Annotated in this window: 20 protein-coding genes and 1 tRNA gene; 16 read left to right on the top strand and 5 right to left on the bottom strand. The window is 64.6% G+C overall.

Features of this window, described 5'->3' with window-relative positions:
• Nucleotides 1-58: 58 nt before the first annotated feature.
• From ACT6QU_RS15335 to serA, 10 genes are all read left to right on the top strand, one after another.
• On the top strand, nt 59-1378 hold the full coding sequence (locus ACT6QU_RS15335) for a murein hydrolase activator EnvC family protein (protein ID WP_444564417.1): 1320 nt from the start codon (nt 59-61) through the stop codon (nt 1376-1378).
• Nucleotides 1368-2699: a S41 family peptidase gene (locus tag ACT6QU_RS15330; protein ID WP_024587081.1), complete on the top strand. Its 1332-nt coding sequence runs from the start codon at nt 1368-1370 to the stop codon at nt 2697-2699. The genes ACT6QU_RS15335 and ACT6QU_RS15330 overlap by 11 nt, the downstream gene beginning before the upstream one ends.
• 108 nt (nt 2700-2807) lie before the next feature.
• Entirely contained in the window at nt 2808-3953 is a 1146-nt protein-coding gene (locus tag ACT6QU_RS15325) for a divergent polysaccharide deacetylase family protein (protein ID WP_444836982.1), read from the top strand.
• Nucleotides 3954-3962: 9 nt separating this feature from the next.
• Entirely contained in the window at nt 3963-4478 is a 516-nt protein-coding gene (locus tag ACT6QU_RS15320) for an RNA pyrophosphohydrolase (RefSeq protein ID WP_444564415.1), read from the top strand.
• On the top strand, nt 4475-5149 hold the full coding sequence (locus ACT6QU_RS15315; protein WP_444564414.1) for a DUF1028 domain-containing protein: 675 nt from the start codon (nt 4475-4477) through the stop codon (nt 5147-5149). Before ACT6QU_RS15320 ends, ACT6QU_RS15315 begins: the two co-directional genes overlap by 4 nt.
• A 148-nt stretch (nt 5150-5297) precedes the next feature.
• Nucleotides 5298-6650: a phosphoglucosamine mutase gene (gene glmM, locus ACT6QU_RS15310; RefSeq protein ID WP_024587077.1), complete on the top strand. Its 1353-nt coding sequence runs from the start codon at nt 5298-5300 to the stop codon at nt 6648-6650.
• Between the two features lie 199 nt (nt 6651-6849).
• Entirely contained in the window at nt 6850-7641 is a 792-nt protein-coding gene (locus ACT6QU_RS15305; protein ID WP_444564413.1) for an outer membrane protein, read from the top strand.
• Nucleotides 7642-7804: 163 nt separating this feature from the next.
• A complete protein-coding gene (locus ACT6QU_RS15300; RefSeq protein WP_444564412.1) occupies nt 7805-8497 on the top strand; it encodes an outer membrane protein in 693 nt (230 codons plus the stop codon).
• A gap of 168 nt (nt 8498-8665) precedes the next feature.
• Complete coding sequence (locus tag ACT6QU_RS15295; protein ID WP_444564411.1) at nt 8666-9868, top strand: phosphoserine transaminase; 1203 nt, start codon at nt 8666-8668, stop codon at nt 9866-9868.
• A 69-nt stretch (nt 9869-9937) separates the two neighbouring features.
• Nucleotides 9938-11536, top strand: a complete 1599-nt coding sequence (gene serA / locus ACT6QU_RS15290) for a phosphoglycerate dehydrogenase (RefSeq protein WP_444564410.1) — start codon at nt 9938-9940, stop codon at nt 11534-11536.
• Nucleotides 11537-11584: 48 nt separating this feature from the next.
• Here the strand turns inward: serA and ACT6QU_RS15285 are convergent, their stop codons facing one another.
• The 3 genes from ACT6QU_RS15285 to ACT6QU_RS15275 are packed head-to-tail and all read right to left on the bottom strand — an operon-like array spanning nt 11585 to nt 13080.
• Nucleotides 11585-11971, bottom strand: coding sequence for a DUF4112 domain-containing protein (locus ACT6QU_RS15285; protein ID WP_444564409.1), 387 nt, complete (start codon nt 11969-11971; stop codon nt 11585-11587).
• A complete protein-coding gene (locus tag ACT6QU_RS15280; RefSeq protein ID WP_035449617.1) occupies nt 11968-12126 on the bottom strand; it encodes a YqaE/Pmp3 family membrane protein in 159 nt (52 codons plus the stop codon). The genes ACT6QU_RS15285 and ACT6QU_RS15280 overlap by 4 nt, the downstream gene beginning before the upstream one ends.
• A 57-nt stretch (nt 12127-12183) precedes the next feature.
• Nucleotides 12184-13080, bottom strand: coding sequence for a DMT family transporter (locus ACT6QU_RS15275; RefSeq protein ID WP_444564408.1), 897 nt, complete (start codon nt 13078-13080; stop codon nt 12184-12186).
• 197 nt (nt 13081-13277) lie between these two features.
• On the opposite strand from ACT6QU_RS15275, the gene ACT6QU_RS15270 reads away from it, so the two are divergent.
• Both ACT6QU_RS15270 and ACT6QU_RS15265 read left to right on the top strand, forming a co-directional pair.
• Nucleotides 13278-14576, top strand: a complete 1299-nt coding sequence (locus tag ACT6QU_RS15270) for an adenylosuccinate synthase (protein WP_444564407.1) — start codon at nt 13278-13280, stop codon at nt 14574-14576.
• A gap of 62 nt (nt 14577-14638) precedes the next feature.
• On the top strand, nt 14639-16231 hold the full coding sequence (locus tag ACT6QU_RS15265; protein WP_444564406.1) for a hypothetical protein: 1593 nt from the start codon (nt 14639-14641) through the stop codon (nt 16229-16231).
• 56 nt (nt 16232-16287) lie between these two features.
• Here the strand turns inward: ACT6QU_RS15265 and rpoH are convergent, their stop codons facing one another.
• Entirely contained in the window at nt 16288-17196 is a 909-nt protein-coding gene (rpoH, locus tag ACT6QU_RS15260) for an RNA polymerase sigma factor RpoH (RefSeq protein WP_444564405.1), read from the bottom strand.
• Nucleotides 17197-17371: 175 nt separating this feature from the next.
• A complete protein-coding gene (locus tag ACT6QU_RS15255) occupies nt 17372-18412 on the bottom strand; it encodes an RluA family pseudouridine synthase (RefSeq protein WP_444564404.1) in 1041 nt (346 codons plus the stop codon).
• 25 nt (nt 18413-18437) lie between these two features.
• On the opposite strand from ACT6QU_RS15255, the gene ACT6QU_RS15250 reads away from it, so the two are divergent.
• From ACT6QU_RS15250 to ACT6QU_RS15235, 4 genes are all read left to right on the top strand, one after another.
• The gene (locus ACT6QU_RS15250; protein WP_444564403.1) at nt 18438-18827 is read left to right on the top strand and encodes a fimbrial protein; all 390 of its coding nucleotides are present in this window, start codon (nt 18438-18440) and stop codon (nt 18825-18827) included.
• A complete protein-coding gene (locus ACT6QU_RS15245) occupies nt 18828-19220 on the top strand; it encodes a VOC family protein (RefSeq protein WP_444564402.1) in 393 nt (130 codons plus the stop codon).
• A gap of 68 nt (nt 19221-19288) precedes the next feature.
• Nucleotides 19289-19363, top strand: a tRNA-Glu gene (locus ACT6QU_RS15240).
• 132 nt (nt 19364-19495) lie between these two features.
• Nucleotides 19496-22414, top strand: coding sequence for a response regulator (locus ACT6QU_RS15235; protein WP_444564401.1), 2919 nt, complete (start codon nt 19496-19498; stop codon nt 22412-22414).
• Nucleotides 22415-22417 lie beyond the last annotated feature (3 nt).

Genomic DNA, 22417 nt, shown 5'->3' with positions numbered 1-22417 from the left:
GTTCCTTAACGATCGCGCCCCAGGATCGGCATCGACGATTCGGGTTGGACGGTATTCAGTGCGGCAGCTTTCGACGATTGGCAGGACGGGCGGCCTTGCATTGGCATTCATGATGCTGTGCCAGTTCGCCTCGCCGTCGCTGGCGAGTCCGGAAGCCGACGACATCGCGGCCATGGAGCTTCGGCACGCGCAGTCGACCGACGAATATGAGGAAATCCAGTCGCAAATCGCGCTGACGAGCGAGCGGCTGTCGGAACTGGAAGTCGAGATCGAGGCGGTGCGCAAGGACCACGCCGCGCTTTCGGCCGCGCTGGTTCAGGCGGCCAAGACGGAGCGCAAGCTTCAGCAGGATATCGAGGACATCGCCGCCCGGCTGGACGGGATGCGGCATCAGGAAGACCGGCTGCGCTTGTCGCTCGGCGAGCGGCGCGAATTGCTGGGCGAGGTTCTGGCTGCGCTGCAGCGCATGGGCCTCAACCCGCCGCCCGCGATCCTGGTGCAGCCGGAGGATGCGCTCGCCTCCGTTCGCAGCGCCATCCTGCTCGGCTCGGTTGTACCGGAGATGCGCCATGAGACCGCCGAACTCCTCGCCGACCTCAAGGAATTGTCGTCGCTGAAGGCGTCGATCGAAGGCGAGCGCGGGCGCCTCTTTCGGACCGTCGCCGATCAGGCCGGCGAAAAGCATCGCCTCGCGGGCCTGATCGCGGAAAAGCAGAAGCTCGAAGAGCAGTCGGCGGCCGATTTCGCCGAGCAGCAGGCGCGCTCCGAGGAGATGGCCGGGCGGGCGGGAACGCTCCAGGACCTGATCGCTTCACTGGAAAGTGACATCTCGGGCGCGCGCGACGCGGCGGAAGAGGCCGCTAAGGCGGCAGAGGAAGCGCGGCGCCAGCTACCCCCGGCACGGGAGCCGAACCTCGCCGCCAGCCTTCCCTTCGAGGCGCTCAAGAATCAGGTCGCATTGCCGGTTTTCGGCCAGATCGGACAGCGCTTCGGCGAGTCGGACGCGGCCGGAAGGCCCCTCATGGGCGACATGGTTAAAACACATTCGGGCGCAATCGTCACGGCTCCGGCGGCCGGGGCCGTTCTCTATGCGGGACCGTTCAGATCCTATGGACAACTCTTGATCCTGAATGTGGGCGAGGGCTATCATGTCGTCTTGGCGGGATTGGGTCGGGTGAGCGTGTCGCTTGGCCAGACCCTGATGGCGGGTGAGCCGGTCGGAGCCATGGGAGAGGCGAGGGTGGCAAGCACTGCCGCCTTCGGGAGTACGAACAATGGCCCGGAACTCTACGTGGAGTTCCGCAGGCAAGGAAAACCCGTCGATCCCTCACCATGGTGGGCGGAGCGCAGTTCTGGAAGGACAGGAAATGATACGTAGAATGTCTCTTCTGATTGCCGGTGCGTTGATGGGCGCGTCCGCGATGAGCCTCGTCCATGGCGGTGCCGGGACGTCGGCGAACGCGGCCGGCTCCGAGACTTACCGGCAACTGGCGATTTTCGGAGACATCTTCGAACGCGTGCGTGCCCAGTATGTGACCGAGCCCGAGGACGCAAAGCTGATCGAGAACGCGATCAACGGCATGCTGACCTCGCTCGATCCGCATTCCTCCTATCTGACGCCCGACGCGGCGCAGGACATGCGCGTGCAGACCCGCGGCGAATTCGGTGGCCTCGGCATCGAGGTGACGATGGAAAACGACCTCGTGAAGGTCATTTCCCCGATCGAGGATACGCCCGCCGCTCGCGCAGGCGTCCTGGCAGGCGACTTCATCTCGGCGATCGACGGCGAAGAGGTCCGTGGACTGACGCTCGCCGATGCCGTCGACAAGATGCGCGGCAAGGTCGATACCTCGATCGAGCTGACGATCCTGCGCGAAGGCGCTTCCGAACCGATCAAGATCGAGATCGTCCGCGACATCATCAAGGTGCGTGCGGTGCGTCACCGCGTCGAGGAAGACATCGGCTACATCAAGATCAATTCCTTCACCGAGAAGACGCAGGACGATCTCAATGCCGCAATCGAGGCGATCAAGGCCGAGATTCCGGATGAGAACCTCAAGGGCTACGTGCTCGACCTGCGGCTCAATCCAGGCGGCCTGCTCGACCAGTCGGTCAGCGTGACGGACACCTTCCTCGATCGCGGCGAGATCGTCTCGACCCGCGGCCGGGAGGCATCCAACGTGACGCGCTTCGATTCGCGGCCGGGCGATGCGATCGACGGCAAGCCGCTGATCGTGCTCGTCAATGGCGGTTCGGCCAGCGCTTCCGAGATTGTCGCCGGAGCGTTGCAGGATCACCGTCGCGCCACCGTCGTCGGCTCGCAGTCCTTCGGCAAGGGCTCGGTCCAGACGATCATTCCGCTCGGTGAAAGCGGTGCGTTGCGTCTGACGACGGCGCTCTATTACACGCCGGCCGGCACCTCGATCCAGGGCAAGGGCATCACGCCCGACATCTCGGTCGACCAGCCGCTGCCGGAAGAACTCAGGAGCGCTGCCGCCGAGGCGACGCGCGGTGAATCGGCCCTGCCGGGCCATATCCGTGGCGCCGAGGAAGGCGAGGAAGGTTCGGGCTCTTCGGCGTATGTGCCGCCGGAGCCGGAAGACGACATCCAGCTCAACTACGCCTACGACCTGATCCGCGGCGAGAAGACCGATCCGGCCTTCCCGCCCAACCCGGACCGCGCCGTCCTGCAGCAGTAGAGCGGGCGCAATCAAAACAAGGCCGGCGAGGGCGACTTCGCCGGCCTTTTGCATATTCGCGACGAATGCACGATCTTCGCGACAGTGATTCGGGGCTGAGGGCGCGCGGTGCTGGACTTTGGCGACAGGGAGATCGACCGGCCGATCGGCCAAGGGCCGCGGCGAAGATCGCCGCGTGATCCCGGCAGCCGCCGGGTGGCCATCGGTGCGGGAGCCGCCGCGGCCGTTCTTTTCGGGCTTTCGGTCCTCGCCACGCTTCACGATGACGGGTTGCGCTCGCCGCCACCGCTGGTCGTAGCAACCCCCGCATCCGAGCCCGAGCCGCAAGTGCCGGCTGCCGAGACGCCGCGCGCGTCCGGCCCATCCATCACGCGGATCGAGCCACGCAGCGACACGGAAAGTCCGAGCGTCGTCACGATCCGCGACCCGGCGGGCCTCTCCCGCAATGCCGCGACCGCGCATTTGCCCGATCCCGATCTCGTCGAGCCCTCCGACTACGGTCCGCTACCGCGGCGTTCGGCTGACGGCAAGCGGCCTTTCGATGCCTATGCGCGTCCCTGGTCGGGCGCGCGCGGGGCACGAATCGCCATCGTCGTCGGCGGGCTCGGCCTGTCGCAGACCGGTACGCAGCGCGCCATCGAGGTTTTGCCGGCGGAGGTGACGCTCGCTTTCGCGCCGGCCGGCAACAGCCTCGATCGCTGGATGCAGACGGCGCGGCGCAAGGGGCACGAACTCTTGATGCAGGTGCCGCTGGAACCGTTCGACTACCCCAATGTCGATCCGGGACAAGGCACGCTGACGGTCGATGCCGACCCGATGACCTTTCGCGAAGACCTGCACTGGGCGCTCGGCCGGATGACCAACTATACCGGCATCATGAACTATATGGGCGCGCGCTTCGTCGCCGATCCCGGCGCGATGCAGGCGCTGATGCGCGAGCTCGCCGATCGCGGCCTCGGCTATCTCGACGACGGTTCGTCCGCACGCAGCATCGCCGATGCGCAGGCGGCGTCGGCCGGCGTGCCGTTCGCCGCCGCGTCCGTCGCCATCGACACGGTGCGCGAGCGCGGCGATATCCTGCGAAAGCTCGACGAGGCCGAGCGGGTGGCGCGCGCGACGGGGTCGGCCATCGCGATCGGGGCCGGTTTCGATGTGACGATCGATGCCGTTTCGGCGTGGATTTCCGAGGCAAGGCTGCGCGGCATCGAGATCGTCGGCTATTCCGCACTCGCCAACGATCCGGAACGCAGATAGGCAGGGCGGATGAAGAACAAGCTTCCCTACCGGCCCTGCGTCGGCATCATGGTTCTCAATCGCGACGGGCTCGTCTGGGTCGGACGGCGCATCGCCGAGCCCGATGGCGAAATGGCGGGTGCCGCGCAACTTTGGCAGATGCCGCAGGGTGGGATCGATGCCGGCGAGGACCCGCTCGAGGCGGCGCATCGCGAACTCTATGAGGAGACCGGCATGAAGACCGTGTCGCTGATCGAGGCCGCGCCGGACTGGATCAATTACGACCTGCCGCCGCATCTCGTCGGCGTGGCGTTCAAGGGCAAATATTGCGGGCAGATGCAGCGCTGGTTCGCCTTTCGCTTCGAGGGTGATGAAAGCGAGATCGCCATCGATCCTCCGCCCGGCGGCCATGCGGCCGAGTTCGATGCTTGGGACTGGAAGCCGATGTCGGACCTGCCCGACCTGGTCGTTCCGTTCAAGCGCGACGTCTACCGGGCGGTGGTCGACGCGTTCGGGCATCTGGCCGATCTGCGGCAGGGCGCATGACTTTCTCGCTCACCGCACGCTGTCCGCGCACCGGCCAGTTCGGCATCGGCGCCGTCACCGCCATGCCGGCGGTCGGCAAGCTGTTGACCTATGCCTGGCCGGGCAAGGGCGCGGTGGCCACGCAGGCGCTGGTCAATCCCTATCTGGGGATCGACGGGATCGAATTGCTGCGCGCGGGGCATTCGTCCGACGAGGTTCTGGAGATCCTGAAAAGGGACGATCCGGAAATCGAGAACCGGCAATTCGCGGTGCTGGATTCGACGGGACACGGCGCGGTTTGGACCGGCAGCAAGTGCATCGACTGGCGCGGCCACGCCGTCTTTCCAAACCTCACCGTTCAGGGCAATCGGCTGGAGGGCCCTCAGGTCATCGCGGCGATCCGCGACGCGTTCGAGGCCCATGCCGACCTGCCGCTTGCCGGACGCCTCGTGGAGGCGATCGCCGCTGGCGACGCGCATGGCGGCGATCGCAAGGAAGAACTGTCGTCCACTGTCTATGTGGTCGATACGGAAGAATATCCGCTCTGGGACGTACGGGTCGATCACCATCACGACCCCATCGCCGAACTGCGGCGCGTCTACGGCATCTTTTCGCGCGATCTCTATCCGCACATCAAGCGCATGTCGACGCGGGCAAAGCCCATGGGCGAGATCGATGATCGCGCGGTCTGACCTTTCGCGTTTGAAGAATTGTTCAGCAATCGGGATCAAACTTGTCGCGCATGTATTTTGGCGTCTATAGCACCGTTACAAATATTGATGCTCCTTCGCAGCTCAGCCATGGCAAGAGTTGGCCATACCAGACAGCAGGACGAAACGGATGACGAGACGTTATTTCGGTACCGACGGGATTCGCGGCCGTGCCAACAAATTCCCGATGACGGCCGAAACCGCGATGCGCGTGGGCATGGCAACGGGCATGTCGTTCCAGCGCGGCACCCATCGCCACCGCGTGGTGATCGGCAAGGATACGCGGCTGTCCGGCTACATGATCGAGAACGCGATGGTCGCGGGCTTCTGTGCGGCCGGGATGGACGTGTTTCTGCTCGGTCCGATCCCCACCCCCGCCGTCGCCATGCTGGCGCGCTCGCTGCGCGCCGACATCGGCGTGATGATCTCTGCCTCGCACAATCCCTTCTACGACAATGGCATCAAGCTCTTCGGTCCTGACGGCTACAAGCTGTCCGACGCGATCGAGCAGGGCATCGAGGACATGGTCGATGGCGATCTCGACCAGGCGCTGGCCAGTTCGGACGGGCTCGGCCGGGCCAAGCGCATCGATGGCGTGCAGGACCGCTACATCGAATTCGCCAAGCGCACCCTGCCGCGCGCCATGTCGCTGACCGGGCTGCGCGTCGTCGTCGATTGCGCCAATGGTGCGGCCTACAAGGTCGCACCCAATGCGCTTTGGGAACTGGGCGCGGAAGTCATCACCATCAATGACGAGCCGAACGGCTTCAACATCAACGAGGATTGCGGCTCGACGCATCCCCTGACCCTGTCCAAGAAGGTCCACGAAGTGCGCGCCGATATCGGCATCGCGCTCGACGGCGACGCCGACCGGGTCGTCATCGTCGACGAGAACGGGACCGTCATCGACGGCGACCAGATCATGGCGCTGATCGCCGAGACCTGGCATCAGGCGGGACGGCTCAATGGCGGCGGCCTCGTCGCCACCATCATGTCCAATCTCGGGCTCGAACGCTTCATCAAGGACAAGGGTCTCGAGCTTCACCGCACCAAGGTCGGCGACCGTTACGTCGTCGAGCACATGCGTGCGCATGGCTTCAACGTCGGCGGCGAACAGTCGGGGCACGTCGTGCTGACCGATTTCTCGACCACCGGCGACGGGCTCGTCTGCGCACTTCAGGTCCTCGCCTGCGTCAAGCGCGCGGGAAAGCCGGTGAGCGAAGTGTGCCGCAAGTTCGAACCGGTGCCGCAGATCCTCAAGAACGTCCGGTTTTCCGGCGGCTCGCCGCTCGAGACGGACGTCGTCAAGGAGGCGATAAACGATGCCCAGTCGATGCTCGGCGCGTCGGGCCGCGTCGTCATCCGTCCTTCGGGGACCGAACCGCTGATCCGCGTCATGGCTGAGGCAGACGACCGCTCGATGGTGGAGAAGGTTGTCGACGATCTGGTCGGCGTCATCGGAAGCACCCGCAGCGCCGCCTGATCCTTGCGCCCATCTGACCGCGAAGGCCTCCCTGCACAAGGGAGGCCTCGTTCGTTTTCGGACCCCGCCAAGCAGAAGTAACTGTCGATTAAGGTAAAGAATTAGGGTTAAGCGGCATTTAACCTTTCTGAGCGATCTTCCTCCAGGTGCAATTCCCGGGGGTAATCAGACGAGCCCGGCGTCTGTGAGGATGAAGATCATGAAACTCAGCATTGTCGCGGCCTTGACGGCCGGTGCAGTTCTCGCTTTGCCGGTCGTCCCGTCGATCGCCGCAGACATCTACGTTCCGCCGGTCTACGAAGCGCCCGTTCCCGTGCCACAGTTCGGCGGCTGGTATCTGCGCGGCCATGTCGGCATGAGCAACCAGCGCTATGACGGGCTGGACTACGAATATTTCGAGGTGCCCGGCTTTACGCAGACCTGGCTCGACGAGGGCGGCTTCTCGTCCGCACCGCTCGTGGGCGTCGGCTTCGGCTATGCCTTCAACGACTGGCTGCGCGCCGACGTCACGGCCGAATATCGCGGCAAGGCGAACTTCTATGCGCTCGACACGTTCACCAACGATGCGACCGGCGCGCTCGCCGGCACCAACTCCTACACGGCGACCAAGTCGGAACTGCTGCTTCTGGCCAACGCCTATGCGGATCTGGGCAATTTCGGTGGCGTCTCGCCCTATATCGGCGCCGGCATCGGCGCCTCGCGCAACACGATCGCGCATTTCAACGATACCAACGTGTTCTCCAGCGCCGGCGGTTACGCGCCGAAGAACTCGCAGTGGGAACTCGCCTGGGCGCTGCATGCCGGTCTCGGCTATGCCGTCACCGACCAGCTCACCATGGATCTCGGCTACAGCTACGTTCACCTGGGCGACGGCCAGACCGGCGTCGCGCAGAACTACGATCCGGCCTTCTCGCGTCCCAATGACGGCTTCACCTTCAACGACATCTCGTCGCACGACCTGAAGCTCGGCTTCCGCTACAAGTTCAACTGATCCGCCTTCGTGCGACACGAAAAGGCCCGGCCATGTGCCGGGCCTTTTTCGTTGACGGCACACGCTCCGGTTTATGCTTAACCGCGAATTAACCGGCATGGTTAATGATCGTTCGCATCAGGGGTTCGGCACTGTTAGCCGCCGTCATTGGGAGTTCACGCTGATGCCAACGATTCTGCGCCTTGCCGCCTCCGCGGCGTTGCTTGCGGCGCTCGCCGGCCCGTCGCTGGCGGCCGACTACGATCCGCCGATCTTCATCGAACAGGCGCCGGAATATGTTCCGGTCGAGGTCGGCTCGGGCTGGTATCTGCGCGGCGACGTCACCTATGTGGTCAGCGATCCGCTTTACGAGTTCACCATTGTCGGAGAGGACACGCGCAATAACCGTTTCGGCGGCTCGGTCGGCATCGGCTACCATTTCAACGACATCCTGCGCGGCGATATCAGTGCCGGACTGCTCGCAAGCGACCGCTTTTCCGTCGCGGGCGGCGGTGAGCGCTTCGATGCCAAGCATGACGCCTGGTACGGAATGGCAAACGCCTATCTCGACCTCGGCACCGTTTCCGGGTTCACACCCTATATCGGTGCGGGCGCCGGCCTGATGCACACCCGTCAGGGCTACGACTACAGTGTCGGTGGCACGTCGGTGTTCGCGTTCCAGGAAAACCAGACCAATTTCGCCTATGCCCTCAACGCAGGCATCAACTATCAGGTCGCCGACAACGTCTCGCTGGACTTCGGCTACCAGTACGTGGATTCCCCGCGCGCCGAGTATCTGAACACCGATACGCTGACGATCGATCGCGGGATCGACTATCACCAGATCAAGGTCGGCCTGCGCTACGATCTCTGGTAGACGACACTTCACCGGCTTCCCAAGGGCGGGCTTCGGCTCGCCCTTTTCGTTTCTCGTGCTCCAAAAGCGACGCGAACAATCCTCTTGACGCCGCATGAGGGAAAGAATATCGCCGTCAGTGGGCCACCCCTCCCCAACGAGGGGCCAGCTATCTGGAAGGATAGAACCATGACGACGACCAATTCCACGCCCGCAATCCGTGCGGCGTCCAAGCCGGAAGTGCGTCCGGCAAATCCCAATTTCTCTTCAGGTCCCTGCTCGAAGCGTCCCGGCTGGTCGCTGGATGCGCTCGCTGATGCCCCGCTCGGCCGCTCGCATCGCGCCAAGATCGGCAAGACGAAGCTGCAACAGGCGATCGATTTCACCCGCGAAGTCCTTCAGGTGCCGGCGGACTACCGCATCGGCATCGTGCCGGCCTCGGACACCGGTGCCGTCGAGATGGCGCTCTGGTCGTTGCTTGGCGAGCGCGGCGTCGACATGGTCGCGTGGGAATCGTTCGGCTCGGGCTGGGTCACCGACGTCCTCAAGCAGCTCAAGCTCGACGATGCGCGCAAGATCGAGGCGCCCTATGGCGAACTGCCCGACCTTTCGCAGATCGATTTCGACCGCGACGTGGTGTTCACCTGGAACGGCACGACCTCGGGCGTGCGCGTGCCGAACGGCGATTTCATTCCGGCCGACCGCAAGGGCCTGACGATCTGCGACGCGACATCGGCCGCCTTTGCTCAAAGGCTCGATTTCGCCAAGCTCGATGTCGTCACCTTCTCCTGGCAGAAGGTTCTCGGCGGCGAGGCGGCGCACGGCATGCTGATCCTGTCGCCCCGCGCTGTCGAACGACTGGAAAGCTACAAGCCCGCCTGGCCGCTGCCGAAGATCTTCCGCCTGACTTCGGGCGGCAAGCTGATCGAGGGCATCTTCAAGGGCGAGACGATCAACACGCCGTCGATGCTGTGCGTCGAGGACTATATCGACGCGCTCCAATGGGCGCGGTCGGTCGGCGGGCTCGACGGGCTGGTCGCCCGCGCGGACGCCAATTTCAAGGTGCTTAACGATTTCGTCGCCGGTTCGACCTGGGCGGGGCATCTGGCAGTCGTGCCCGAAACGCGCTCGAACACGTCGGTCTGCCTGTCGATCGTCGATCCCGAGTTCACCGCGCTCTCCGACGATGCACAGCAGGCCTTCGCCAAGGCGATGGTATCCGCGCTCGACAAGGAAGGCGTCGCCTTCGACATCGGCGCCTATCGCGATGCACCCGCAGGCCTGCGCATCTGGGCCGGCGCGACCGTCGAGACGACCGATCTCGAGGCGCTGACGCCTTGGCTCGACTGGGCTTTCGCCACGCAGAAGGCCGCACTCAAGGCGGCTGCCTGACATCTTTCCCGGAAGCCACTAGCCGGCTTCCGCTTTCCCCCATCTCGCATCGTTTCAAGGAGGCCAGCCATGGCGCCCCGCGTACTCGTATCCGACAAGCTTTCGCCCACCGCCGTCCAGATTTTCAAGGATCGCGGCGTCGAGGTCGACTATCTGCCCGATCTCGGCAAGGACAAGGAAAAGCTGCTCGAAGTCATCGGCCAGTATGACGGCCTTGCCATCCGCTCGGCCACCAAGGTCACCGAGAAGCTGATCGCGGCCGCAACCAATTTGAAGGTCGTCGGGCGTGCCGGCATCGGCGTCGACAATGTCGACATTCCGGCCGCCTCGCGGCGCGGCATCATTGTGATGAACACGCCTTTCGGCAATTCGATCACGACCGCCGAACACGCCATCGCGCTGATGTTCGCCGTCGCCCGCCAGCTTCCCGAAGCGAACGCCTCGACCCATGCCGGCAAGTGGGAGAAGAACCGCTTCATGGGCGTTGAGATAACCGGCAAGACGCTGGGCGTCATCGGCTGCGGCAATATCGGCTCCATCGTCGCCATGCGCGGCGTCGGGCTCAAGATGCACGTCATCGCCTTCGACCCTTTCCTATCGGAAGGCCGGGCGCAGGAACTCGGCGTTGAGAAGGTCGAGCTCGACGAAATCTTCGCCCGCTCCGACTTCATCACTCTGCACACGCCGATGACCGACAAGACGCGGGGCATCATCAACAAGGAGGCGCTTGCCAGGATGAAGGACGGCGTGCGCATCATCAACTGCGCGCGCGGCGGCCTGATCGTCGAGGCCGACCTGATCGAGGCATTGAAGTCCGGAAAGGTCGCCGGCGCGGGCATCGACGTCTTCGAAGTGGAACCGGCGACCGACAGCCCGCTCTTCGGCATGGAGAACGTCGTGGCGACGCCGCATCTGGGTGCCTCGACCTCCGAGGCGCAGGAGAACGTCGCGCTGCAGGTCGCCGAACAGATGGCGGACTATCTCGTCAAGGGCGCGGTTTCGAACGCCATCAACATGCCGTCGATCACGGCCGAGGAAGCACCGCGCCTGAAGCCCTTCATCAAGCTCGCCGAAGTCCTGGGTGCGTTCGTGGGGCAGGTGACCGAAGAGCCGATCCAGGAAGTCGAAATCCTGTTCGACGGCAATACGGCGTCGATGAACACGCGGGCGCTGGTCTCGGCTGCGCTGGCCGGGCTGATCCGGCCGCAGGTCGCCGACGTCAACATGGTCTCCGCGCCGATCATGGCCAAGGAGCGCGGCGTCGTCCTCTCCGAGGTTCGCCGCGACAAGTCGGGCGTCTTCGACGGCTATATCCGCCTCAACGTCAAGACCAAGACCAAGACGCGCTCGATCGCCGGCACCTGCTTCTCGGACGGCAAGCCGCGCTTCATCCAGATCAAGGGCATCAATCTCGACGCGGAAGTGGGCGAGCACATGCTCTACACCACCAATGCCGATGCGCCCGGCATCATCGGTCTGCTCGGAACGGTCTGCGGCAAGAACGGCGTCAACATTGCCAACTTCCAGCTCGGTCGCAATCGGCCAGGCGGCGATGCCATCGCGCTGCTCTATCTCGATGCGCCGTTCCCTGAAAAGGTGCTCGAAGAGGTGCGCGCGCACCCGTCGATCGAATCGGCCAAGCCGCTGCATTTCGACGTCACGGGCTGATCTGCTACTGGAATGAAGGATAAGGCGCGGGAGCGATCCGCGCCTTTTTCATATCTTGTCGCGGTCTTCCAGATGCGTCTGGAGAAGACGCAGGTTTCGCGTCGATGCCTTGTAGAAGAGGTCGAAGACCGAGCCGAGGATCGGCACAGAGCCGACGACCGTGTCGACCGCGACATTGCAGGCCATCTTCACCAGCATCGATTTCGGCACGCCGAGCCGATGCGCCTTGACGATAACATAGGTGGAGATGGCGCCGGCCACGAGGTCGCCCGCGCCGGGGATGAGGCCGAGAACCGGATCGATGCCGAAGCGCACGCCGATGCCGGGGATCTTCCAGCGCGTGTCGAGAAGCTTCGCCAGCCGCCGCACCTCGTCCAGTTCCTTGACGAAATCGGGAGCAGGCCGGTCGATCCGGGGCGCGGCGGTCGCGATCATTTGCGCAGGACGACCCAGATGGCGTGGATGATGCCGGGAATGTAGCCCAGGAGCGTCAGCAGGATGTTGAGCCAGAAGTGAAGGCCGAAGCCGACCTGCAGGAACACGCCGAGCGGCGGCAGCAGGATCGCGGCGATGATGCGGATGACGTCCATTTTCTCTCACGCGTTGGGAATGGTGCCCTTCAACGCGCGAGCGGTGCTTTGTTTCCCTCAGATGCGCGCCGCCGCGCGCCGGCCGCTGATCTCCGCCATCGCGATGCCGCCCATGACGAGCACCATGGCGACGGCGTGGAAGGCTTCGAACGCCTCGCCGAGGATGAGGATCGACAGGATGGTGCCGAGGATCGGCACCAGATTGATGAACAGCCCAGCCCGGTTGGCACCGATCAACTCGACGCCGCGCATGAAGAAGATCTGTGACAGCAGCGAGGGAAAGAGCGCCGTGTAGGCGACGATCGCCCAGCCTTGAGCGTCCGGCAGCACCAGCCGGTCGCTCGCCGCTTCCCAGGCGACGAAGGGCAGCGAGGCGACCATGGCGCCGAACACCATGACGATCATGATGCTCTGCCAGTGGATCGCCGGCTTGAAGCGCAACGCGACCGTGTAGAAGCTGTAGAGCAACACCGCGATGACCATCAGCGCATCGCCCCGATTGACGTCGAGTTCGACGAGACGGGCGAGTTCGCCATGGCTTGCGACGATCGCTACGCCGACGATGGAGAGCACGAAGCCAGCGATTTGCGCCCATGTCACGCGCATCGCGAAGAGCAGGAAGTTCGCGGCCATGATGACCATCGGCATCGCCGCCTGCTCGATCGAGACATTGATCGCGGACGTGTAGAGCAGGGCGCTGTAGAGCGCCGCGTTGAACCAGGCGAAGCCCGATGCGCCGAGGATGAAGAGCAGCGCGAGCTTGCCGCGCGCCGCCTTCCAGTCGCGCCGCAACTGCTTCCAGCCGATGATCCCGATGACGATGAGGCCGACCGCCCAGCGGCTGAAGGTCAGCATCATCGGCGAGATGTGGCCGATGGCGAGCTTGCCGGCGATGGCATTGCCCGCCCACATCAGGGCCGTAAGGAAGAGGAGAATATAGGCGGTGCGAACCATTGCGGCCTTCGTCGGCGGTTGGCCCCCTGTCTATTCATCGACCACCGCAGGGTAAACCGGGCCGCAAACAAATAATGATTGACCCAGAGCTCAAGCTTTCGCACGCGAAGGGGTCGCGTATGCCTTGATTGCCCGCTATAGAGGCTCTCGTTTTTGCGAGGGGCCGCGCGTCCCGACATTGATGAGGATGGGTTTTCATGGCCAATGTGGTGGTCGTCGGTTCGCAGTGGGGCGACGAAGGCAAGGGCAAGATCGTCGACTGGCTGTCCGAACGCGCCGATGTCGTCGTGCGCTTCCAGGGCGGTCACAATGCCGGCCACACGCTGGTCGTCGACGGCAAGGTCTACAAGCTGTCGCTGCTCCCGTCGGGCGTCGTGCGCCCGGGCAAGATGTCGATCATCGGCAATGGCGTCGTCTTCGACCCGCACGCTTTCGTCGCCGAGATGACCCGCCTCAAGGAGCAGGGCGTCGATGTCGGGCCGGACCGGCTGAAGATCGCGGAGAACACCGCGCTCATCCTGTCGCTCCACCGCGAGCTCGACGGGTTCCGCGAGGATGCGGCTTCGAATTCGGGCACCAAGATCGGCACCACGCGCCGCGGCATCGGCCCGGCCTACGAGGACAAGGTTGGCCGCCGTGCCGTGCGCGTCATGGACCTTGCCGACCTGGAGACCCTTCCGGCGAAGGTCGACCGGCTGCTCACGCACCACAACGCGCTACGCCGCGGTCTTGGCCATGGCGAGGTCGCGCATGAGACGATCATGGCGGAGCTGACCAGCATCGCCGACCAGATACTTCCCTATATGGACCGCGTCTGGAAAGTGCTCGACGATGCCCGCCGCGCCGGCGAGCGCATCCTGTTCGAGGGCGCACAGGGCACGCTGCTCGACATCGACCACGGCACCTATCCGTTCGTGACCTCGTCCAACACGGTCGCCGGCCAGGCCGCGACCGGCGCGGGCGTCGGTCCGGGCGCGATCGGCTACGTGCTCGGCATCACCAAGGCCTACACGACCCGCGTCGGCGAAGGCCCGTTCCCGAGCGAGCAGGACAACGAGGTCGGCGAATTCCTCGGCACGCGCGGCCGCGAGTTCGGCACCGTCACCGGCCGTAAGCGCCGCTGCGGGTGGTTCGACGCCGTGCTCGTTCGCCAGGCGGTCGCGGTCAACGGTATCGACGGCATCGCCTTGACCAAGCTCGACGTTCTCGACGGGCTCAAGGAGATCAAGGTCTGCACCGGCTATCGCCTCGACGGCGAGGTGATCGACTATCTGCCGGCCAGTCAGGGCGCGCAGGCGCGCGTCGAGCCGATCTACGAGACGCTCGAGGGCTGGGAGGGCACGACCGCCAATGCGCGTTCGTGGAACGACCTGCCGGCCCAGGCGGTCAAGTATGTGCGCTATATCGAAGAGTTGATCGGCGCCCCCGTCGCTCTGCTTTCGACCAGCCCCGAGCGCGACGACACCATACTTGTGACCGACCCCTTTCAAGACTAGTTTCGGGTTCACATAGGGACCCTGACTTCCGGAACCGGAAGCCAGATAAGGCATAGTTTCGCATGGCAGATTTCGTAGCGGTTCTGAAGAAGACGATCGACGGCCTGAAGGACAATTCTCCGCAGATGCGCGAGAAGGTCTATGACAAGGCGCGGGCGACGATCGAGGCGAAGCTCGCCGCGCTCAACCCGCCGCCGCCACCGGCGGTTGCCGATCGCCAGCGCCAGTCGCTCGAAGCGGCGATCGTGCAGGTGCGGGACGAATATGCCGCGCCGCCGCCGCCCGCCGCCGATCCCGATTTCGAACAGGACTTCTCGAATTTCTTCGGCGAAGAGCAGGAAGAAGCGCGCACCGCATATCGCGACGAGCCGGCCGGCGACGAGGTCGAGCCCTATCAGCCGGTTCCCTCACGTCCCGCCGAGGAAATCTACGACGAGCCGGCCGCCAGCGACGCAGCCTATGCCGCCGGTCCCGCGGGCTATGACGACGACTACGCAGAGCGCCCCTATTCGGACGCCTATGCGGACGACACCCGGTGGCAGGACGAGGCCCAGCGCGACGTCTTTCTCGACGACGGGCACGCCGATCGCGCGGCGCTGCGGCCCGATGAATACGAGGACGATGGTGCTGGCACGCAGCCGCTCTACGCTCCGCGGGTTCCGGTCCGCAAGAAGCGCCGCGCCAGTGCGGGCCTGATCGCCGCGCTTCTCGTCGCGATCGTGGTTGCAGGCGCCGGCTACGGCATCTGGCTCAATCGCGACGACTTCGCCTCCATGTTCGGCTCCGCGCCGCAGAACGTCGCCACCGAGCCGACGGCCGAGCCGGAAGGCGAGGATGTCGCGTCCGCGCCGACAGAAGAGACCGACGCTGCGGAAACGCCGGCGGCGGAGGCCGAAAAGTTCACGCAGCGGCTGATGCCCGACGGCACCGAAGTCGATGAAGGCGTTGCGGGCGAAGAGCCCACGATCGGCGAAGGCACGTCCGTCGCCGCCGTGACGCCGCCCGACCAGGCGCAGGGCGCGACGTCCGGGCCTCAAGCGGGCACGGACCAGAATCAGGACCAGCCGCAACTGGCGGTCGGTCAGCGCGCAATCTTCTACGAGGAGCGCACGTCCAATGCGGAAGGGTCGGCCGAATCGGGCACGATCCTGTGGTCGCTGGTGCAGGAATCGCCGGGTGGGGACCTGCCGCCAGAGGCGGCGATCCGTGCCGAGGTCACCATCCCCGCGCGCGATCTGCAGCTTCGCATGACGATCCGTCGCAATGGCGACCAGTCGCTTCCGGCAAGCCACATCATCGAGATGATCTTCCTGACATCCGACGATTTTTCGGGCGGGTCGATCGACAATGTTCTGCGTGTCGCGATGAAGGACACCGAACAGGCGGCCGGCAATCCGCTGATCGGCATCCCGGCGAAGATCGCGGACGGCTTCTTCCTTGTCGCCCTGTCTGACTCCTCCGCCGAGGTCGAGGCGAACACCACGCTTCTGCGCCGCCAGAGCTGGATCGACATTCCGATCACCTACGGTTCGGGGCGTCGCGCGCTGATGACGATGGAAAAGGGCATTCCGGGCGACCGCGTCTTCCAGGAAGCGTTGCGGGCCTGGGCCGCCTTGGCTCCGATCGCCGAGGAAAGCGACGATCAGCCGCAGTAGAAACGAAAACGCCGGCGGTTAAGCCGGCGTTTTTTGTTTGGGACGCTGGTGCGAGATCAGCGCGCGTCGGCCTCGATCGTCCGCAGCGACTGTGCCTGGCGCCGCGCTGCGGCCTTGACCGCATCCTGCACCTTCTCGAACGCCCGCACCTCGATCTGGCGGACGCGCTCGCGGCTGATGTCGAACTCGCCGGAAAGCTCTTCCAGCGTCATCGGGTCTTCCGCCAGCCGGCGCGCTTCGAAAATGCGGCGCTCGCGCTCGTTCAGAACGCCCATGGCGTCGCTCAGCAGCGAGCGGCGGCTTTCGAGTTCGTCCTGCTGGACGAGCATCTCTTCCTGGCTTTCATGGTCGTCGACCAGCCAGTCCTGCCACTCGCCCGATTCGCCTTCGGTCGCACGGATCGGCGCATTGAGCGACGCGTCGCCCGACAGGCGCCGGTTCATCGACACGACTTCCTCTTCCGAAACGTTGAGGCGCGTCGCGATCTCGGTGATGTGTTCGGGCTTCAGATCGCCGTCGTCGAGCGCCTGGATTTTGCCCTTCACCTTGCGCAGGTTGAAGAACAGGCGCTTCTGGTTGGCGGTGGTGCCCATCTTCACGAGGCTCCACGAACGCAGGATATATTCCTGGATCGAAGCCTTGATCCACCACATCGCATAGGTCGCGAGGCGGAAGCCGCGCTCGGGCTCGAATTTCTTGACGGCCTGCATCAGGCCGACATTGCCCTCGGAAATCACCTCGCCGATCGGCAGGCCGTAGCCGCGATAACCCATCGCGATCTTGGCGACGAGACGTAGATGGCTGGTCACCATCTTGTGTGCAGCAGCGGTGTCGTCATGCTCCAGATAGCGCTTGGCGAGCATGTACTCTTCCTGCGGCTGAAGCATCGGGAAGCGACGGATTTCTTCAAGATAGCGGGAAAGGCCTCCCTCTCCGGTCGCAATGCTTGGTAGTGTCTGGGCCATAAAGCACCCCTTCTCTCAAATCGGCATGCCCCCGTTGACGGCGGGCAGGTGGCGCAGCGCCGTGGGCCTGTTACGCCATATCGACAATATAGGGATCGCGCGGGCGAATTGCACGGCACATTTCGCGCTGAAACATAGCGTCGTCCTCAGGTGAACAATGTCACCGGGGATTTCGTCATTCGGATGGCAAACGACGCAGGGCTTCGACAAGTTCCGCGAAATCGGACGGATAGGCTGCCTCGAATCGCAGGATTTCGTCCGTCCCTGGGTGGCGAAACTGGAGGAGACGGGCGTGGAGTGCCTGGCGCGGGAAATCCGCGACGAGGTCCTTCAGGTCATCCGGCAGCTTGTTCGCCTTCGTGCGAAAAGCGCCCCCATATGTCTGGTCGCCGATCAGCGGATGGCCGATATGGCCCATATGGACGCGGATCTGGTGGGTACGGCCCGTTTCGAGACGACATTCGACCAGCGAGGCGAACGCCGTCGCATCGGCCCGTCCGCCGAATTTCTCGACGATCTGGTAGTGCGTCACCGCATGGCGGGCATCTGGCCGGCCTTCGGGAACGACGGCGCGTTTCGTGCGGTCGGTGCCCGACCGGCCCAGCGGGGCGTCGACGATGCCGGCCGGTCGCGGTGGAACGCCCCAGAGAACCGCATGGTAGGCGCGTTCGAGATCGCCGGTCCGTCCATGATCGGCAAAGGCATCCGAAAGCGCCCGGTGGGCGAGATCGTTCTTGGCGACCACGAGGACGCCGCTCGTCTCCTTGTCGAGACGGTGGACGATGCCGGGCCGTTTGACGCCGCCGATGCCCGACAGCGTGTCCCCGCAATGGTGGATCAGCGCGTTGACGAGCGTTCCGGTCCAGTTGCCGGCGCCCGGATGGACGACGAGGCCGGCCGGCTTGTCGATGACGATCAGATCGTCGTCCTCGAACAGGATCGCCAGTTCGATCGCCTCGGCCTGCGGTTCCGCCGGCTCCGGTTCCGGCATGCCGAGCGTGACGAGCGTGCCTGCGACAAGCTTCGATTTGGGCTCAAGCACCACCTTGCCGTCAATCCGGACGTCGCCGCCCCTGATGATGGCCTGGATGCGGCTGCGGGACAGGTCGGGCGCGGTTTGCGCGGCCAGCCACTGGTCCAGGCGCGTGCCTGCGGCATCCTCGCCGACGGCGAAGGCTTTCAAACCGGCGGTTGCTTCGCTATCAGGAACGCTCATTTCGCAGTGACCAGTGGATTTCTCTATGACCGAGCGCCCGCCCCAGCCGATCGACCCAGACGAGCCGCTCGATCCGGCCGTCGAAAAGGTGCGCGCCAAGCTGATGCGCTTCGTCGTCATCAATCTGGGAATTCTGTTCCTGGCCCTTATGGCCGTGGTGGGCGCGCTTGTCTACCGTGCGGTCTCGACGGAGCCTGCTGCCGAGGAGGCCTCGCCGGCAGGCCTGCCGCTCCCGCCCGAAGGCAGCACGATCACCGGCGAAATCGCCCTGCCTGCCGGGGCCAACGTTCTGTCCCAGTCGCTTTCCGGCGGCAGGCTGACGCTTCTCGTCGAGGTCGGCGGCGCGCGTGAAATCCTCGTCTACGACATCGGCGCGGCCCGCATCATTGCGCGCTTCGCTCTGGTGAGCGAGTAGATGGCACTTCGCCTCGCCACCGTGACGCTGGTCGTCGACGATTACGACAGGGCGATTGCGCATTATGTCGAGACCCTCGGCTTCAAGCTTCTGGAAGATGTCCGGCTCGGCGACGACAAGCGGTGGGTGCGCGTGGCGCCTGCCGGTGGCGGCTGCGCGTTCCTGCTGGCAAGGGCCGATGACGGGGCGCAACTCGGCGCGGTCGGCAACCAGACGGGCGGGCGTGTCGGCTTCTTCATCGAAACGGACGATTTCGATGCCGATCATGCGGCGATGAAATCACGCGGCGTCGACTTCCGCGAGGCGCCGCGCACGGAAGTCTACGGCAAGGTCGCGGTGTTTGCCGACTGCTATGGAAATCTCTTCGATCTGATCCAGCCGGCGCGACCTTAGGTCAGAAAAAAGTCACGCCGGACCCGGTTGCCTTCGCGCGGATTCGCTTCTATATGGGCGACTTGGACGCTCCCATCGTCTAGCGGTCAGGACGTCGCCCTCTCACGGCGAAAACAGGGGTTCGATTCCCCTTGGGAGTACCAATCTTCTTCAGACGCGTCGCTTTGGACCCCGCGCTTGCGGGTTTTTGCGTCAAGTACCCCACATGTTCATCATTTTAGCGTCGCGTTAAGTGACTGTCGGGCAGTGTCGCCGCGTCGTCGGGATGTGGGGGCATGCTCGTGGGAATTGAAGGAGTTTTGGCGAAGGCGGTGGCGCGAGGCGCAGGGTCCGTTCCGACCATGGATGGCGACGAGCGCGCGCATGCGGGCCGGCTGATGGCCGGGCTCAACGTGATGAGCGACGCGTTCTGCTACTATGATCGCGACGACCGCCTCGTCCACTACAACGACGCGATGGTCGCGCTTTACGCCCCGATCGCCGATTTCATTCGTCCTGGCGTGCAATTTGCCGATTTGCTCGACGCCGCCATCGAGCGCCGTGTCTGGGAGATCGGCGACGCCGATCCGGCCGACCTCAGGGCGCATGTGCTCGCCCAGCGCAGCGGACCCAGCTTCGAAATGCAACTCGTCTTTCGCGATGGGCGGCACGTCATCCACCGCGAAATCCGCACCGAAGATGGCGGCACCATCGGGGTTTGCACCGACATCACCTCGGTGATGGCGCGCGAGGCCGAGTTGGAAAGGGCAAAGGGCGAGGCTCTGGAAGCGCAGGGGCGCCTGCAATCGGCCATCGATGCGATGCCGGACGGCTTCGTGCTCTGGGACGGAGAGGACCGGCTCGTCGCATTCAACACCGCGCTGCAGGAGCAGTTCTCGATGATCAAGCTGGAGGTCGGGAAGACCTACAGGGAGTTGTTCAGCGAGCTTGCGGAGCGGGGCGGCGTGGCCGAAGCGCGCTGCAATGCGAAGAAATGGGTCGATGCACAGGTGGCGCGCTGGGAAGCGCTTGTCGACCACGAGGTGGAGTTTCGCCTGCCGACGGGGCGCTGGATGCGCCGGCACGACCAGGTCACCGCGAATGGCGACCGCGTCGGCATCGTCGCCGACATCACGGACCACAAGCAGCGCGAGCGCGAACTGGCGATTGCGCGCGATCGTGCGGAGAGCTTGTCGGCTGACCTCCAGCGCACGCTCGATACGATGGACCTTGGCGTGGTCGTGCTCGACGGCGATCTCAACACCGAGATCATCAACGAAGCCTATTACCGGCTCTGGCACGCGAAGCCGGAGGAGATACCGGTCGGCTCGCATGCACGCCACATGATGGAAGTCAGCCGGCGCAACGGCATCTACGACGTCGACGACGAAGCCTGGGCGACTTACGTCGAGGAACGGCTGGCGCAGATCGCGTCCGGTGACGTGCCGCCGCGCGAGTTCACCCGTGCCGACGGCTGCACCATGATCTATTCGGTGACGCCGCTTTCCGGCGGGCGGCGGCTCGTTTCCTATTTCGACATCACAGCGATGAAGCGGCGCGAGGCGGAACTTGAGGACGCCCAGCACAAGGCAGAGCTGGCCGATCGCGCCAAGTCCGAATTCCTCGCCAATATGAGCCACGAGATCAGGACGCCCATGAACGGCGTTCTCGGCATGGCCGAACTTCTCTGGAAGACCGATCTCGACGCCAAGCAGAAGACGTTCGCCGACATCATCGTCAAATCCGGCAATGCGCTGCTGACCATCATCAACGACATTCTCGACTTCTCCAAGATCGATGCGGGCCAGCTCGCGCTCGACCCGTCGCCCTTCGACCTCGCCGAGGCGATCGAGGACGTCGCGACGCTCGTCTCGACGCGCGCGAAGGAGAAGGACCTCGAGATGATCGTCCGGTTCGCGCCGGGGCTGAAGCGCCGCTTCGTCGGCGATGGCGGGCGCATTCGCCAGATCGTGACCAATCTGATGGGCAATGCGGTCAAGTTCACCGATACCGGACACGTTCTCGTCGACGTCAGCGGCGTCGCATCCGAATCCGGCACCCGCCTCACCATTTCCGTGACCGATACCGGCATGGGCATTCCAGCCGACAAGCTGGCCTTGGTCTTCGAGAAATTCAGCCAGGTCGATGCGTCGTCGACGCGGCGGCACGAGGGAACCGGGCTCGGCCTCGCCATCTCGTCGCGGCTGGTCGCGCTGATGGACGGCGCGATCGATGTCGAGAGCACGGAAGGGCAGGGCTCGCGCTTCTGGTTCACCATCGACCTTCCCCATGCCGAAGACAACACGCAGCAGCGCTCCCCGGCGCTCGACGTACGCGGTGCGCGGGTGCTGATCATCGACGACAACCCGATCAACCGCTCGATCCTGCTCGAGCAGATGCAGGGCTGGGAATTCGACGCCTGCGCGGCGACGAGCGCGGCCGAGGGCATCGCGGTCCTGACCGAGGCGGCACGGCGCGGGTTCGACGTCGACTGCGTCATCCTCGACTACCAGATGCCCGAAATGACCGGCGTCGATGCCGCCCGCATCATTCGCCAGACCGAAGAGATCGCGCGCACGCCGATCCTGCTCCTGAGTTCGGTCGACCAGGCGGTTACGGGCGCGCCGGGCCGCGAACTCGGCATCGAGGCGCAGCTCATCAAGCCGGCGCGTTCGGCGGTCCTGCTCAAGACGCTCGTTGATACCATCCAGCGACGGCGCTCGGCCGTGCCGAATGTCGTGGTGCCGATCGGCGTCAAGTCGGAGAAGCAGCAAATGGCCGCGCCGGCGCGCATCGTTGAAGCGGCAGGCGACCGGCCTGCGCTCGATGTGCTGGTGGCCGAGGACAACGAGGTGAACCAGCTTGTCTTCCGCCAGATACTGGAAGAGATCGGGCTGAACTTCGCCATCGTCGGCAATGGCCGGCTGGCGCTCGATCGCTATCGGGAAACGGGCGCGCGGCTGATCCTGATGGACGTGTCGATGCCGGTCATGGACGGGCTGGAAGCGACGCGCGCGATCCGGGCGATAGGCGCATCGGAACTGCCGGTGCCCATCATCGGCGTCACCGCGCACGCACTCAAGGGTGACCGCGAGCGCTGTCTGGAGGCCGGCATGGACGACTACCTGCCGAAGCCCGTCAGCCCCAAGGCTCTTGCGGACAAGATCGCTTCGTGGCTTGATCGGGAGATGACGCGGGAAATCGGCGTGAACTGAGCG

This window comes from Aliihoeflea sp., assembly GCF_052435475.1.
GTDB lineage: Bacteria > Pseudomonadota > Alphaproteobacteria > Rhizobiales > Rhizobiaceae > Aliihoeflea.
Note: the sequence above shows the minus strand (reverse complement) of the source record. Positions and strands in the feature narration are given on the sequence as shown.